7 protein-coding genes are annotated in these 14,743 nt (G+C 68.6%); 2 read left to right on the top strand and 5 right to left on the bottom strand.

Translation table 11 applies throughout. From position 1 onward, the window contains the following. Positions 1-272: 272 nt before the first annotated feature. Both O7624_RS07065 and O7624_RS07060 read right to left on the bottom strand, forming a co-directional pair. The gene (locus O7624_RS07065; protein ID WP_232511179.1) at positions 273-1,136 is read right to left on the bottom strand and encodes a TauD/TfdA family dioxygenase; all 864 of its coding nucleotides are present in this window, start codon (positions 1,134-1,136) and stop codon (positions 273-275) included. Positions 1,137-1,297: 161 nt separating this feature from the next. Continuing rightward, on the bottom strand, positions 1,298-3,076 hold the full coding sequence (locus tag O7624_RS07060; RefSeq protein ID WP_282239402.1) for a condensation domain-containing protein: 1,779 nt from the start codon (positions 3,074-3,076) through the stop codon (positions 1,298-1,300). Positions 3,077-3,436: 360 nt separating this feature from the next. On the opposite strand from O7624_RS07060, the gene O7624_RS07055 reads away from it, so the two are divergent. After that, the gene (locus O7624_RS07055) at positions 3,437-4,894 is read left to right on the top strand and encodes an AMP-binding protein (protein WP_282239401.1); all 1,458 of its coding nucleotides are present in this window, start codon (positions 3,437-3,439) and stop codon (positions 4,892-4,894) included. Positions 4,895-4,900: 6 nt separating this feature from the next. On the opposite strand, the gene O7624_RS07050 is transcribed toward O7624_RS07055, so the two are convergent. Continuing rightward, entirely contained in the window at positions 4,901-7,879 is a 2,979-nt protein-coding gene (locus tag O7624_RS07050; RefSeq protein WP_282239400.1) for a BTAD domain-containing putative transcriptional regulator, read from the bottom strand. 324 nt (positions 7,880-8,203) lie between these two features. Further along, a complete protein-coding gene (locus tag O7624_RS07045; protein WP_093402991.1) occupies positions 8,204-8,512 on the bottom strand; it encodes a phosphopantetheine-binding protein in 309 nt (102 codons plus the stop codon). Between the two features lie 253 nt (positions 8,513-8,765). Between O7624_RS07045 and O7624_RS07040 the strand changes: the two genes are divergently transcribed. Further along, a complete protein-coding gene (locus tag O7624_RS07040; RefSeq protein ID WP_170863376.1) occupies positions 8,766-9,299 on the top strand; it encodes a phosphopantetheine-binding protein in 534 nt (177 codons plus the stop codon). Between the two features lie 119 nt (positions 9,300-9,418). Here O7624_RS07040 and O7624_RS07035 read toward each other — a convergent pair whose 3' ends face one another. Next, a complete protein-coding gene (locus O7624_RS07035; RefSeq protein WP_282239399.1) occupies positions 9,419-14,686 on the bottom strand; it encodes a HEAT repeat domain-containing protein in 5,268 nt (1,755 codons plus the stop codon). Positions 14,687-14,743 lie beyond the last annotated feature (57 nt).

Raw genomic sequence — 14,743 nt, 5'->3', positions numbered from 1 at the left:
AGCGGCCGGCGAGGAAAGCGTCGTGATGGGGAGCCGAAAACGGCCGGCCATAGCTTCGTTTCTGTCGGCGGCAGCCGGCACAAGAGCCGAAGCAGACAAGGGGTATCGAGTTGTTGGTTTCAAAGGTTTCCGGTCCGCGCCCGATCGTCTCGTCGCCCACCTCGGTGGTCGCTGTCGCCGGTGACACGCCGTGGGGATGATCAGTCTCTCCCGGGCCGGCCGACGGAGGGCCGCCGCAGCGGTGTCCCTCCGTCGGTCAGGTGCCACCTTCCTCACGCAGCCGGAAATGGTTCGGCCATCGCCACGGCTATCTTTCGTGGTCCGGTGAACGGCTCACGGGCGTGAGCCGCGAGCATGTTGTCGACGATCAGTACGTCGTCGCGCTCCCAGTCGAAGCGGCGCTGGGCGGCTCGGTAACAGTCGCGCAGGTGCGCCACGACCTCATCGGGGATTCGCCCGCCGTCGCCGTAGTACGTGTTGGTGGGCAGGTCCGCCTCGTCGAACATCTCCCGCAGGCCCTCGCAGTCCTCCTCGGGCAGCGTGGTCACGTGGAAGAACGTGAGGTGGTTGAACCAGACGGTCTCGCCAGTCACCGGGTGCTGGTGCACCGCCCGGCGGCGGGCCGTCGTACGCAGGCCGTTGGTCCCGACCCACTGGACCTCCACACCGCTACGCGCGCAGTAGCGCTCCACCTCGGCCCGGTCGGTGGTGTTGAACGCCTGCTGCCATGGCACCCCGAAGCCCTCGGTGAAGTTGCGTACCACGGTCCAGCCGCGCCGGGTGAACTCCTCAAGCACGCTCGGATCGATCGACCGTAGGATCCGGCGGGTGTCGGCCAGCGGCGTGGCGCCCTGCGTGTCGGGCGGCGTGATGCAGTAGAAGAACAGCGTCAGCGGCCAGGTCGCCTGGTACGAGTTCTCGTTGTGCAGGAAGATTTCTTCGGTCGGTGGGTAGTCCGTCGAGGTGTAGACCTGGCCCTCGATGGTGCTACGCGGCGACGACCGCTCGGCGTAGGACAGCGGCGCACCGGACACCGCCCGGACGACCCGTTCGAACCCGCTGACGCTGCCGATGTCGAAGCCACGTAGCAGGACCGCGCCGTTGGTGCGCAGCTGCCGACGGACCGATTCCCGCATCTCGGCGATCTGACTCTCGGCCGGTACGCCACTGCTGGGCGCGGTCAGCACGGCGGGCAGTGTCGACTCGTCGCTCGATACCGCGGGTGTGAGGCGTACGGGCGTGATGTTGCTGGTGGTCACCGTCGGCTCCCTTCATTGCATCTGGTGGTCGGGTCGGATCAGCAGGGCCCGGGGTCGCCGGTCCCGACGGTTCGGCCGGATCCCTGGGAGCACACGTCGCGCCAGGCGGCCGGGTCGTCGGGGTTGTCCGGAACGCGTTCGCAGATGACGTAGTGCCGTGGTGTCATCGCCGTCGGATACGCCTTCACCGCTGCCAGACAGGCGGCGTGGGCCTGTTCGGGGGTGCGGATGGCCTCGGTCCGCGCCAGGTGAGCGACCAACGGCAGGCCGTCCACCTCCGCGAAGATCCGGGCACCTGTCGACGGCAGGTTGTCGTCGAGCAACCGTTGCACCTCGGCCACCTCGATCCAGCAACCGTCCACGAGCCGCCAGCCGGGGCCCCGCTGCACCGGGCTGAGCGGAATCGAGTCGCGGATCCCCCGGGCGCCGAGGTCAGCGGATCCGGCCGCGATCAACAGGTTCTCGACCGCCAGGAGCAGCGATTCGACCTCGTCGTCGGGGATGCGGCCGGTGTCACTGCTCCAGCAGCCGAGACGCAACTGCCCGTCGGTGCCGTAGAGGTCGAAGCGGATCAGCGTGGTCCCGGCGGGCATCGGCTGCCGCCGCAGCTGCGTCGTGCGTCGCGCGGCGACCAGCTCATCCGGCGTGGGTACCGGTGCCGTGGCCCGGCCGGCGGCCCGACCGGACTCGATGACAAGGTTGTTGAACAGGGGTTCGCAATCGAACACGACGCCACGCTCGTGCTCGATCCGGCGGGCGATGGCACTCTGCCGGTCCACGTCGTAACGGCCGTGTCGGCTCGCGTCGACCACAGCGGCCCACGCCTGCCGTACCAGCCGGTCGAAGGTGGTGTCACTGACCGTGAGCGTGATCGACGCGAGCTGCGCGAGGCTGCCGACGTGTTGCCGAAGGTGCGGCTCGAAGCGATTGGCGGACAGGGTGGGGAGCACGAGTTCCCGGACGCCGGTCCGGTGCGAGAGCACCGCGCCGATCGCCGCCAGCACGACGCTGGCGCGACTCGTCCTGGTGCGCGCCGTCACCGCCCGCAACGCCATCCCGGCTGCGGTGGAGGTCATCTCGACGGAGACCGACCCGGTGCCGGCGGCGACCCGCGGGACCGGGTACAGGCACTGCGGCATGCGGGAGAACCGGTCTTTCCAGTAGCTGAGAACCGTTTCCTCGTGCCGCAGGGCCTTGGGCGTACGTTCCAGGGCGGCCAGGTCCAACGGCTGGATCGGTGGTCCGCCGGCCGGTCGTGCACCGCGGTCACGGATCAGGTCGGCGAATTCCCGCTTGATGATCTCCATGGCCTGATAGTCGACCGCGAGATGCGAGCAGCCGATCACCGCGGCCTGCACCACCTCGGCGGAGCTGGTGGACGCGTCACCGGAGGACACCGCGAGGGCGACCCGGACCGGCAGTTCGCCGATGCGGTACGCGCCCGCGGCGCGCAACCGCCGGGTAAGGTCCCGGGCCAGGCTGGCCCGGTCGACGAGCTGTGGGTCAGCGGCCTCGATCGCGTAAACCTCCACGACAAGCTCGCCGGTGGCCTGCACGAACTGCTGTGGCTCGGCGCCGTCCAGGTAGGTCGTACGGAGTCCTTCGTGCCGTTCGATCAGGACCGCGAGTGCCTGGGCGACGTCATCGACCACGGTCGCGGCCGGAACGTCGAGTTCCCCCGCGACGGCCGCGAAGAACTGCTCCGACTCACGACGCAGCCACTGCAGGATGTTGTACTGGCCGATGTTGAGGGGCCCCTCGGCCGACCGTGTTCCACTGAACCGCACGGTCACCGACGGCCGCGGGACCAGGGTCACCGATCGAGCCCGACGCCGGGGCGCGCGGGTTCCGGTTGCCTGGTGGGTCCGCGTCGTCCGGATGCTCGGCGCGGCACTGTAGATGTGCCCTGGTGAGACCATGTGCGCAACGCTATTGAGCGCTCCGCGCCGCGCAGTAGAGAAGGACCGGCAGCGACTCGGGGTCGGGTCGTGTGCGTTGTTCTGCCGGTTGTTCTCTGCGTATGCCGACCCGGGCGGGCCATCATCGACCTGCGTCCATCACGTGTGCGCCGGCCAGGTCTGCCGGGTGGGTCTGCGTCTCCTCCACCTCGGCCGGCTCGTCCGGCAGGTCGCCGACCGCCGGGTGGATGACGACGTACTCGATTGTGGGAGGCTCGAATGAGCGTATCGATCCGTCAGCGGATCACCGATATCGCGGAGATGTCAGCCGATCGGCCTGCGGTCGTCGGCTTCGACGAGAACTCCGTCGAGCAGGTACTGACGTGGCGGGAGTTGGCCGAGCGGAGCGGCCGGCGGGCGGACGCACTTGTGGACGCCGCCGCTCGGGGGACCGGTCCGGGCGTGGTCGCGATCGAGGCGAACAACACGATCCAGTCGGTGGTCGACATCGTGGCCGTCCTCTCCGCGGAACTGCCACTGCTGCCGCTGAACCCGGCCTCGCCCGTACCTGAGCGGGAGAAGCTGCTCAACTTCATCGGCCAGACGTACGGACGGGCCGAGCTCATCGCCGCAGAGGCCGACGCCGAGGCCGGCGCGGGACGACCGGCGCGGTCGCCGGCGGCGATGGCCAGCCGAATCGCCTACCTGCTGCCCACCGGCGGCAGTTCCGGCCGGCCGAAGATCGCGATTCGGCCCGGACCACTCGGCTACGATCCGCACCAGGTGCCGTTGCCCCTGCGCCGTCGCGCCGGCTGGCGCGCCGGTCAGCGGCAGCTGATTCTCGGCCCGCTGCACCACGCGGCCCCGTTCACCACGCTGCTGGACGGGCTCCTCGACGGCAACACCACAATTCTGCCGCCGTACTTCCTGCCGGCCTGGACGGTGGAGCTGGTCGAGCGCTACGCGGTGGAATGGATCCAGCTCACCCCGGCACACATGCGCACCATCCTGATGCTTCTCGAGCCCGATCCGGCGTCCTTCGCCAGCGTGCGTACGGTGATGCACACGGCCGCGTCGTGCGACTCGTTCACCAAGAAGCGGTGGATCGAGCTGGTCGGGCCGCAACACCTGTACGAGGTGTACAGCTCGACCGAGAACGTCGGCGGCACCCTGGTGCGTGGGGACGAATGGCAACAACGGCCGGGCACGGTGGGCCGGGGGTTCTTCACGAAGATCAGCATCAGGGACGACGCCGGGAACCGGCTGGGCCCGGGACAGACCGGCAAGGTGTTCATGCGCGCCGGTCGGGTGTCCAAAGGAGACGCCTACCTGGGCAGCCAGGTGCTGGAAACGACGGCCGACGGTTTCGCCAGCGTCGGCGACTTCGGATGGCTCGACGAGGACGGCTATCTGTTCCTCGCCCCCCGTCGGCACGACGTGATCAACGTGGGCGGTGAGAAGGTCTACCCGAACGAGGTCGAGGCGCAGTTGCTGGAGCACCCCGCGGTGCTGGACGCCGTGGTGGTGGCGGCCGAGGACGAGGTGCTGGGCGCTACGGTCGGCGCCTACGTCGTCTGCCGGCCGGGAGCCTCGGTCAGTACCGGTGAGCTGATGGCGCACTGCCGGGCTGGTCTGGTCAACTACAAGGTGCCGACGCGGGTCACGTTCGTCGATCAGGTGCCGCGTTCGGCGGCCGGGAAGCTCGAACGTTGGCGGCTGGCCGGCCAGCGGGGCTGATCGCGGTCAGGTTCTCATCTCGCCGGCCGGCTCGTTCTTGTTGCTCTGCGTGGTCAGCCGGCCGGCGGCCCGACGCAGCGCGCCCAGCTCGTCGATGGAGCGTGAGTGCCACGGATTGTTCTCCTGCATCGCGAACGCGTTCGCGGCCTGCACGAAGAAGTGTTCGGCGGTGTCGAACTCACTCCGGCCCAGGTACACCCGGCCGAGGCCGAACAGGGCGTGGGCATGGACATTCCGCTCCTGCGTCATCCGGCAGATCTCGACCGCCTCGCTGAAGTGGATCTCGGCGGCGGTGAACTCGTTCTGCTCCAACATGGCCCCGCCGAGACCGATCAGGGCGTAGGACTGGCCGATCCGGTCGTCCTGCGCCCGAGCGAGGTCCAGAGCCGACTGGAAGACGGCCTTCGCGGCCAGCGACTGCTTCGAGTCGGCAAACACCTCACCGAGCCGGTACAACGCCTGGGCCTGTAGGCGCCGGTTACCCAGCTGTTCACCCAGTGCGAGTGACTCCTTCGCCAGGATCTCGGCGCGCTCCGGGGCTGCGAGATCCAGGTGGCTACGCGCGAGTCCACTCAGTACGTGGGCCTGTGCGCCCAGGTCGCCGACTGCCCGGAACTTCTCCAGCGCCTGCTCGTAACGCAGCACCGCACTGTCGGGTCGACCCTGGATTCGGTCCAGGTGCGCAAGGTTGCGCAGCGTCAATGCCGCTCCGGCCTGATCGCCGACCGCGTCGAACAAGCTCATCGCGTGCAGCAGGTTCTCGCCGTCGTCCTCGGCGTGTTGGGCCACGCCGAGCGAGCCGAGCGACGCCAACACGGCAGCCTCACCCCGGCGATTGCCGGCCCTGCTGGTGGCCTCCAGCGCGATGTTGTGGGTCGTACGCCATTCGGCGAACAGGCCGCGCCGTTCATACAGGGCAACCGATACAGTGGCCAACTCCCAGCACAGTTCGTCCAGCCCCAGCTCTGCCGCCTGGCGGATCGCCACCTCCAGCGTGATGCGCTCCTCGTCGAACCAGGCGGTGGGATCGCCGAGGAAGCGGTCGAACTCGGCACGCGCGCTGGCCCATCGGGGTGCCGTGCCGTGCAGAACCGCGAACCGCCCCCCGTAGATCCGATGATGAGCCTCCTCGGCGAAGGCGAGCAGGGCACCGAGCGATCGGGTGACCGCCGCTATGCAGGTCTCCCGGTCGTCCTGCGTCAGCCGGTGCTCGCTGGCGAACACCCGCACCAGCTCGTGGAATCGGTAGCGGGGTTGCTTGGTGAGCGCGGAAAGCTGGGCCTCCAGCAGCCGGACGTCGACGAGCTCGTCGAGGAGCGCCGTGGCCTGTCTCGAATCGCAGTCCAGCAGGGCCGCCGCGGTCCAGGCGCTGAACTCGTGTAGCTCCAACGCGCTGAGCAACCAGAACAGGGTCTGCGCCGGCACGGTGAGGGAGTCGTACACGTCAGCGAGCAGCGAGCGGACCGCGACGTCACCGTGGGAGAGTTCGTCCAGCCGAGATCGTTCGTCGCGCAACCGGTCCAGCAGGGTGCCAACGGCCCAGTGCGGGTGCGCAGCCAGTCGGACCCCGGCGATCCGCACGGCCAGGGGCAGACCACCGCACATCTCGGTCAGCTCCGCAGCAGCCTCGGGCGCCGCGGCGACCCGCTGCTCCCCGCAGATCTGGCCGAGCAGGGTGAGGCTCTCCTCGGCCGACATCATGTCCACGTCGACGGCCCGGGCGCCCGGGATGCCGGCGAGCCGGCGGCGACTGGTGATCAGCACCGCCGGGCCTGGCACGCCGGGGAGCAGGTCGGCGATCTGGTCCTCGTTGCCCACATCGTCCAGCACGATCAACAGCCGCCGCGTCGCGAGCTGGCTCCGTAGCAGGTTGATCCGCTGGCCGGGTGCGACCGGGATCGCCGCCGGGGCGACGCCGAGTCCGTGCAGGAGGTCGCTGAGTACGGCTTCGGTCGAGCGTGGCTGCGTGGTGCTCCCGTAGAGGCAGGCGTAGAGGCTGCCGTTGACGAACTTGGCGCGTAACAGATGGGCCACGTGCAGGGCCAGCGAGGTTTTTCCGCAGCCCGGCGCGCCGGTGATGACCGCGATCGGCACCTGCTTGGTGTCCTCGCTGGTCAGCGTGGCGGTCAGGGTTTCGATAAGCGCCGCGTGGCCGACGAAGTCCGGCAGATCTGCGGGCAACTCCTGCGGACGGTGCACGCTCGTGGCGGCCTCGGTTCGGCTGTCGTCCACTTCGCCGCTGATGCTGCTGTCCTGGCTGAGGATCGCGCGTTCCAGCTTGCGCAGGTACTGGCTCGGCTCGATGCCGAGCTCGCCCACCAGGTTGGTGCGGGCCGTACGGTACGTCGCCAGCGCTTCTGCCTGCCGTCCGGACCGATACAGCGCGAGCATCCGGAATCCCCACAGGCGCTCTCGCAGTGGGTACTCCGTGGTCAACGCGACCAGTTCCTCGACCAACTCCCGATGACCGCCCAGGCCAAGACGGATCTCGGCGCGGTCCTCCAGCGCCATGATCCGCCGTTCCTCCAGACGGTGGGAGACAACTTCGGCGGCCCGGCCCGGCACTCCGCCCAAGGCCGGTCCGGACCAGATGTCGATCGCGCGGTCCAGGTGCGTAAGCGCCTCGTCCAGCCGACCTTTGGCTGCGGCGGACCGGCCCCGGGCGAGAGCGTCGTCGAACATGAGGTAGTCGAGCTGCTGACGGGCCACCCGGATGGAGTACCCGAGTGGGCTGGTGTCGATGATCTCCGGACTGCCGAGAGCCCGGCGCAACGCGGAGATGCAGATCTGGATCTGACCACGCGCGCTGGGCGGCGGGGAATCGTCCCAAACTGCGCCGATCAGCTTTTCCACGGTCACGACATGGTTGGCGGCCATCAGCAAATTGGCCAGCACTATGCGCTGCCGCGGGGAGGTTATCGGCACGGGGGAACCATCGACCACGGCTTCCAATGTTCCGAGAACCCGGAACTCGACTCGCACCATGTCGGCCAGCATACGGTATCACGGAACGACGATCATCAATCACGTTTGTTCCGGAAGTCGTTCAGGCGCCAACCGGGCGTACTCGAGCGGGCCGCGGAGCAGGGATACCGCGAGTAACCTCAATTCGTCGGGAGGCGGTTTGACCGGTTACAGATCGTCTTACTGATGACCTGTCGCGGACGAAACCCCGGTAAATTCTGAACGATAGTTTGGTCGCTCGATGTCGTGAGGATCCGTCATGTCGTGTGGTTCCGGCTTGATCGGTTTGTCCGACCCGCGGGTGCGGCGGGGCAGCTCCGGTCCGGAAGCCCCCCGGCCCGTCACTCACCGGCGCCTGATGGGCGCAACCTGTTCGGCGACGGGGTAGCCGGGCAGAGCCGAGGCCAGAGTCGCGACGGTCGGCCAGTCGAACAGGGCCCGCTCCGGCAACTGCCGGTCCAGGGCGACGCACAGCCTTGCCACGGCCTGCGTCGCGAGCACCGAATGGCCGCCGAGGTCGAAGAAGTTGTCGTGTCGCCCGACCTCGTCGAGATTCAGTACCTCGGCCCACACCTCGGCGATGACCCGTTCCGTAGTGGTGCTTGGCCTGTCCTCTTCGACGAGCGACGACTGTGCATAGCTGATCTCGTTCATCGTCAATTACCCCCTGGCCGGCGACAATATGGCGTCTATTGGCGAACAGTCGCAGGTTCGCCACCCTCGGGAGAATTGTGGTTCGCGCGGCCGGCGCGGGCAAGGATTGGCGGTAAGAAGCAAGGGCAGTCAACCACTTCCGGAACTTCTGCCGGTTCTTCTCTGCGACCGCTCAAGCATCCGTGGCACATTGGCGACTGTTGTCAATCCGCGCCGACGGCTCGGATTGCCGCCGTTACTGAAGGAGCGGTTGATGGTTGGCTTGGCAGAGCTCGCATCCACCCTGCTGGGGCATCCGGCTGTGCGTGATGCCCGGGCGACGACGATCCGCCACGACGATCGGGACGTCACGATCGGCGTGGTCGAGTTTTCCCAGTACGTAAGCGGGCCGGAGCTTCGTGGCTACGTGTGGGACCGGCTCGGTGCGGGCTGTGGTTTGGACGGCGTGCTGCTCGTCGACGCCATGCCGCTCGCCGGCAACACGCTCGACACCGAATACGTCCGGTCCGCCGTCATCGCCGGCACGTGCACCCTGTTCGAAGGTCCGGTCGACGGTGTCGAAGAGCGGCTCCTGTCGATCTGGACCAGCACCATGAACCTCAAGTGGATCGGCGTGCACGACGACTTTCTGGACCTCGGCGGCGACTCGATTGTTGCGGTCGAGGTCCTTGCGAAGATCGAAGACGAGTTCGGCGAGGCGCTGGACGTCTACGACTTCATGAGCACCTACCACATCCGCGGTGTCGCCGGTCTTCTGAGCGAAGCTCGGGTACTGCAGCAGCAGTAGTGAGTACGCCTGTTCATGTCCCAGTGGCTAACCCGAGTGGTGATGGCCCGCGTCGGTCGAAAGGATGCCTCGGACAGAGTCCATCCGGTCGGCTTCACGGCATCGTTCCACGAAGGCGGCTACCGGGGGTCGGGATAGCTCGGTGTGCGGTCGGGTAGGTCGTCGATCTCGGTGCCGGGCAGCCAGGTGAGGGCCTGTTCGGCGAGCCGCCGCAGAGCCGGGTCGGGGTGATGGGCGGCCTGGTCCACGAGCAGGTCGCGGAACTCCTCGGTGGGGTGGTGCTGCGCCAGTGCCCGGGCCGCTGTGCGGCGTACGCCGGGATCGCCGTCGGTGAAAAGGTCGCGGAACAGGTCGACGACCTGGGGGCGGTCGCGTCCCTTGTCCACGAGACCTGCCACGGCGACACGGCGGACGGAGACGTCCGGGTCAGTGCTCGCCCGCTCCACCAGCAGGGCGAGGGTGTCGCTGTCGCCCTCCGAGTCTCGGCTGAGCAGCTCGACCACGGCGCGTCGGATGGTCGGGTCGTCACTGGTAGCGCGTGTTCGAAGCAGCGGTGCCACCGTGGGCCTGCCGTCCGCCGCGAGCAGCGCGCCGGCGGCGGCCGCCAGGACGGTGGGATCCGGGTCGTTCACCCGGTCGAGGAGGAACGCCCTCGACTGCTCGGCCGGGAGGGGCGAGCTGGCGAGCAGTTCGACGGCTGCGGCTCGGACAGCGGGGTCAACGTCGTGGCTGCCGCGTTGCAGCAGCGCCGCGACGACCTCGTTTCGCACGGGGGACTGCCAGCCGAAGAGGCCGGTGGCCGCTTCGCGGATCACCTGCGGGTCCGGATCCTCGCGGATGCGTTCGAGCGCGAGGTGGTCGCGGGTGCCGGTCCGGACGAGAGTACTGACGACGGCCTGTCGCACAGCCGGGTCCGCGTCTCGGATCAGGTCCTCGGCGGCGTCCGCGAGGACGGCCGGACTGCCGTTCGCGAGAGCGTGGACGGCGACGAGCCGTACCGCTGGCGCCGGATCGTCGCGTGCTGTGTCGAGAACCGCCGCACTGTGGTCGGTGGTTCGCACGAGTGCCTCCAGCGCCGCGAGGCGGGTGTCCGGGTCGGGGTCGTGACGCACAAGTTCGAGCATCAGCCCCGCGTCCGGAAAGTGCCGGCTCAGCAGGCGGACGGCAATGCTGCGCACCGCCCCGGACTCGTCTTCATGGATCCGGTCGAGCAACTGCCGCCGGACCAGTGGGGCGTTGCCGGGCTGGTCAAGCAGCGCGATGGCCGCCGCCTCCACCACCGGAGGCGCGACATCCTTGGCCAGTCTCTCGCAAAGGGTGTCGTGGACGTCCCCGTCGTCATGGTGGCCGAGCGCCCGCACCGCCAGGGCGCGTACCGGGGGGTCCTCGTCGCTGCGGGCCCGGTGATGCAGCAGATTCACCAGAGCGTCGTCGACGCCGTAGCCGCTGACGAGCGCGTCGAGCGCGACACGCCGCACCGCCGGGTCAGCGCTGTTGACGGCGTACCCGATCAGCCGTGCCCGACCGGCCGTCAAGCGGTCCCGCTCGACCGGCAGCCCAGCCTCGGAGATCGCGGTTTCGGCCAGTCTGGCGACCAGTGCGAGCTGCGCCTGGTGATCCCCTTCGTCGGCCAGCGGGTCGAGAAGCTCCTGGATGCCGTCGCGCGGAGCGCCGAGAAGCGTGGCGAGCCGCGCGGCGACCTCGGCGTGCGCGGTGCCCCGGGTCAGCTCGAACCCACGTCGCCGGTACCAGCGCGGGTACGCCTCTCGGCCCGGCCAGTCGGTGCCCAGCGTCCTGATCACCGGCAGCATCGGGTCCTCGATCAGTACGGCGGTGGCTTCGTCGCCGGTGGACACGCCGTGCTCGATGAGCAGGATGAGCTGGCGCAGGAGCGCGTACGCCGGCCGGGCCACCGCGGGTCCGATCCGCAGTTGGGCGAGGCACTGCACGGCCAGCACGAGATTCCACGGCGGCTCGGTGAACCGGTCGGCCGGCCAGGGCCGGTTGACCTCGGTCGAGAGGACTTGGATCAGCCGCCCGGCCAGCGCCGGGGGCACCGCTCCCGCGACGAGCTGGAGCACCTCCCACCACGACTGGTCGGCCCAGTGCGCGGCGAAGAGGGCCAGTAACGACTCCGCTTGCCCCTCATGGTGCTGCCGGACGATGTCCCGCGCGCAGAACCATTCCAGGAGGGTGCGATGCGTGAAGCCGTACCGACTGTCGTCGTAGCGGACGAGCATGAAGTCGCGTACGCGGAACTCGTCGATGAGCTCGCCGATCACCTGCCGGGACTGCACACGTGACAGGCCGTACCGCTCCTCCAGGTAGGACTCGAAGACCCGGTCAAGCTCATCTCGATCGAGGCGCGTCGCGCCCTGTGACTGCATCAGGTACGCCAGGCGTCCCAGCATCTGCTTCTTGTCGGCGACGTCGACGAAGGCTGCGGCGTGCCGGGTCGGGCTCAGGTGGCGGTGCTGGTCCCAGCGGTCGAGAAGGACGTCCGTGAGGTGGTCGTAGAGCTGCCATCGATTCCTGGGCTGCTCCGGCCGGAGTCTCAGCGAGAGCAGGGCGGTCAGCAGCAACGGGTTTCCGGCCAACGCCCGGATGGCCGGGCTGTCGCGGATCGCGGACCGGAGACGTTTCCGGTGTGGTTCCGCCTTGGCAGGGTCGTCCGGCGCCTCCACCGCATACCAGTTGGACAGGAAATCTGCGATCTGGGCGTCGTTCAGGGGATCCAGGGTGAGGTGGTGGAACCCGGCCTCGGCCAGGATCCGCTGGCTGTACTCGACCGGCCGCGACGTGACCACGATCCGGACGGAGGGATACTCGGCGGCGAATGCCGCGATGAGGCCCGTCACCGCCTCACGTTGGCGGGGATCGAACAGTTCGTCCAGCCCGTCGAATATGAAGATCATGGGCCGACCGGCGTCCAGCAGGGCGCGCAGCACGGAGCGCGGCAGGCCGAGGCCCTCGGAGCGATGCAGGTGGTCGAGGTGATCGAGAATGCCCTCCCGCCGACCGTCGCCGGCTGGCGCAGCGTAGGAGCGGAGCGGAACCAGCAGCGGAACGTGCCCGCGCAGCGGCGCGAGTCGGGGCTCCCGATGCGGTTCGGCCAGTGCCAGTGCCAGATACTGCGCCACCGTCGACTTGCCCGCGCCGGGGGCACCGAGCAGCATCACCGTCCGGCGGCCTGGATCGGACAGCAGCTCGAACAGAGGCACCGCTGACGCCGTCGCTCCGGGGCCGACCTCCTCACGGGCAATCGGCTCGACGAACACGGACCCGAGGTCGATTCGTCGATAGCCCGGCCCGGACAACGCCTCCAGGTCGAGTCCACCGTAGCGCTGGCGTAGCCGCAGGAAGTATCCCCGCAGGCTCTCGGCGATGGCCTTGTCGTCGGCTTCAGGGGGCTGGGTGCCCGCGAGGAAGTTGGCCAGCGCGGCGGTCACCTGGGTTGCGAGATCCTCCGGACCGCGGAAGAACGCGATGAGATGGCGCCCTCGAAGCTCCGTACGCAGCGCCTCGATCCGCTCGCCCGCCTCGCCACGGTCGACCATGGTGGCCGGCCACGGCGCGTCGTCAGCCAGGAGGAAGATCAGACACGGCTTGCCCAGTCGTAGCGCCTCCCGGTACTCCAACTCGGTGATCGACTGGTCGTGCCCCGCCGGCACGAAACCGTACCGCCACGCGAACAGCCCGATGTAGAGATCGCTGCGGGCAACGGCCCGCAGCGACGCCTCCAGGGGAGGACGGCTCTCCGCGACGTACGATTCCATCGCGACGTCTTCGACATTGAGCCGACGAGCGGCGGTGTGGACCGCGCGGCGGCACTCGGTCAGATCCGGGAAGGTCGACGAGACGTACACCTTCGTGGTGGCCTTGAGGGCCCGGGGATAGATCGTCACCATGACGCGGTCACCGGTCTGCACCACGGTCGGCTCAGGTGCGCCGATGCGCTGGCATTCGCCGACCGCGCGGGGAATGCCCGAGCCCTCGCCCTCCACCAGTCGCATCCAGGTCAACACCCGCGCGAAGTGGAAGTTGCGGCGGTCGGATTCCGAGCGTAGTTGGCTGATCGGAATCGCTTCGCCGTCCGGCAACTCCGGCCCGTGCCAGGAACCCGGGTTCACGATCTCCACCCGGTCGTCGAAGACCCGAACGTGCACGCACATGCCCCGGTGCTCGTAGTCGCGGTGCGCGAGGGCATTCGCGATGACCTCGCGTACCGCGATCATCGGGTAGTCGTTGACCGGCACCGGTGTCATCGAGTCACCGGTGAACGTCTCACCCTGCGCCGTCCGCTGGGCGACGAAGTTGCGCGCCTGCACGATCTGCTCCGGTACCGTCCGGCGCAGCTCCTCTCGCGCGTACCACTCGTCCCGGTTCGAACCCTTGAAATGTACGCAGGTCACCATGGCGGTCGGCACCACGGCCGTCGGATCCTCGCCGAACAGCAGCGCTCCCGCGTAGGTCAGCCGCCCGTTGCGCATCAGGTGGGCCCGATGCAGGAACTCGGCGGTGTTGAGGGCGGGTGGCATCTCCGCGGCGATGTCGGGGCGCAGGTTCGCGCGGAACTGGGCCAGCTGTTCGGTGTTCACGGCCGTGCCGGAGGTCGGCCGTTCCAGCAGCGACAGGGCCTCCTCGGTCGGATCGGTCGGCTGCGGATCCGCCGGCGGCGTGACCTCTCCCACGGCCGGCGCAGGTCGGCGGGCGATCGCGATCCGCCCGTATCCGTCGAACTTCTGGCCGGGCCGCGGACTGGTGAGCGTGGCGTGCAGATAGTCGTAGAGAGTGGCCAGCGTGACGTTGCCGTCGTTGTCGACCGACGCACCGCCCAACAGTCCGTCCACGAGGGCTGCGGTGAACGGACTGGGCTGGCCGTCGAGCTCGGCGTCCTTGGCCAGCTCCGTCGCGGCGGCAGCGGTGAGCACGAACCGGCCGCGGCCCGCGAACTGCTCGGCCAGGTTGTCGCCCTTGAACGCGCCGCCGTCACAGCAGTCGAGAATGAAGATCTTCGTCCGGGCAACGCACTGCTGCAAGATCGCATTCATGGTGTCGTTTCCGACGGCCGTGCCGGGGATGAGATCCCGTTCGGTGTCGACGCCGCACAGGTAGAGCTTCTGCAACTCGCTGCGGCCATGCCCGCTGAAGTAGAACAGCAGAGTGTCCTCGGGACTCGCGGACCTGAAGAATTCGTTGATGGTGCGCTGCATCTGAGCCGAGGTCAAGTTCTGCTCGGGCCGTACTGTCGCGTCGGTGAACATGCCCCTGTCGGGATCGGTCAGGGCGGCAGCGAGCAGGTTCCCGTCCTTCTCGGGACCACGGAGGAACGGCAGCGTCCCGGACCGGCCGTAGTCCGAATTGCAAATGAGGAGGGCTTTGTACACTCTCGCTCCCGACTGCCCACAACGCGACCAGTGGTCTACTGTACGGCTCGCCAGTAA

This window comes from Verrucosispora sp. WMMD1129, from assembly GCF_029581255.1.
In the GTDB taxonomy this organism is placed as follows: Bacteria; Actinomycetota; Actinomycetes; order Mycobacteriales; family Micromonosporaceae; genus Micromonospora; species Micromonospora sediminimaris.
This window is presented reverse-complemented; position numbering and strand designations above follow the sequence as displayed.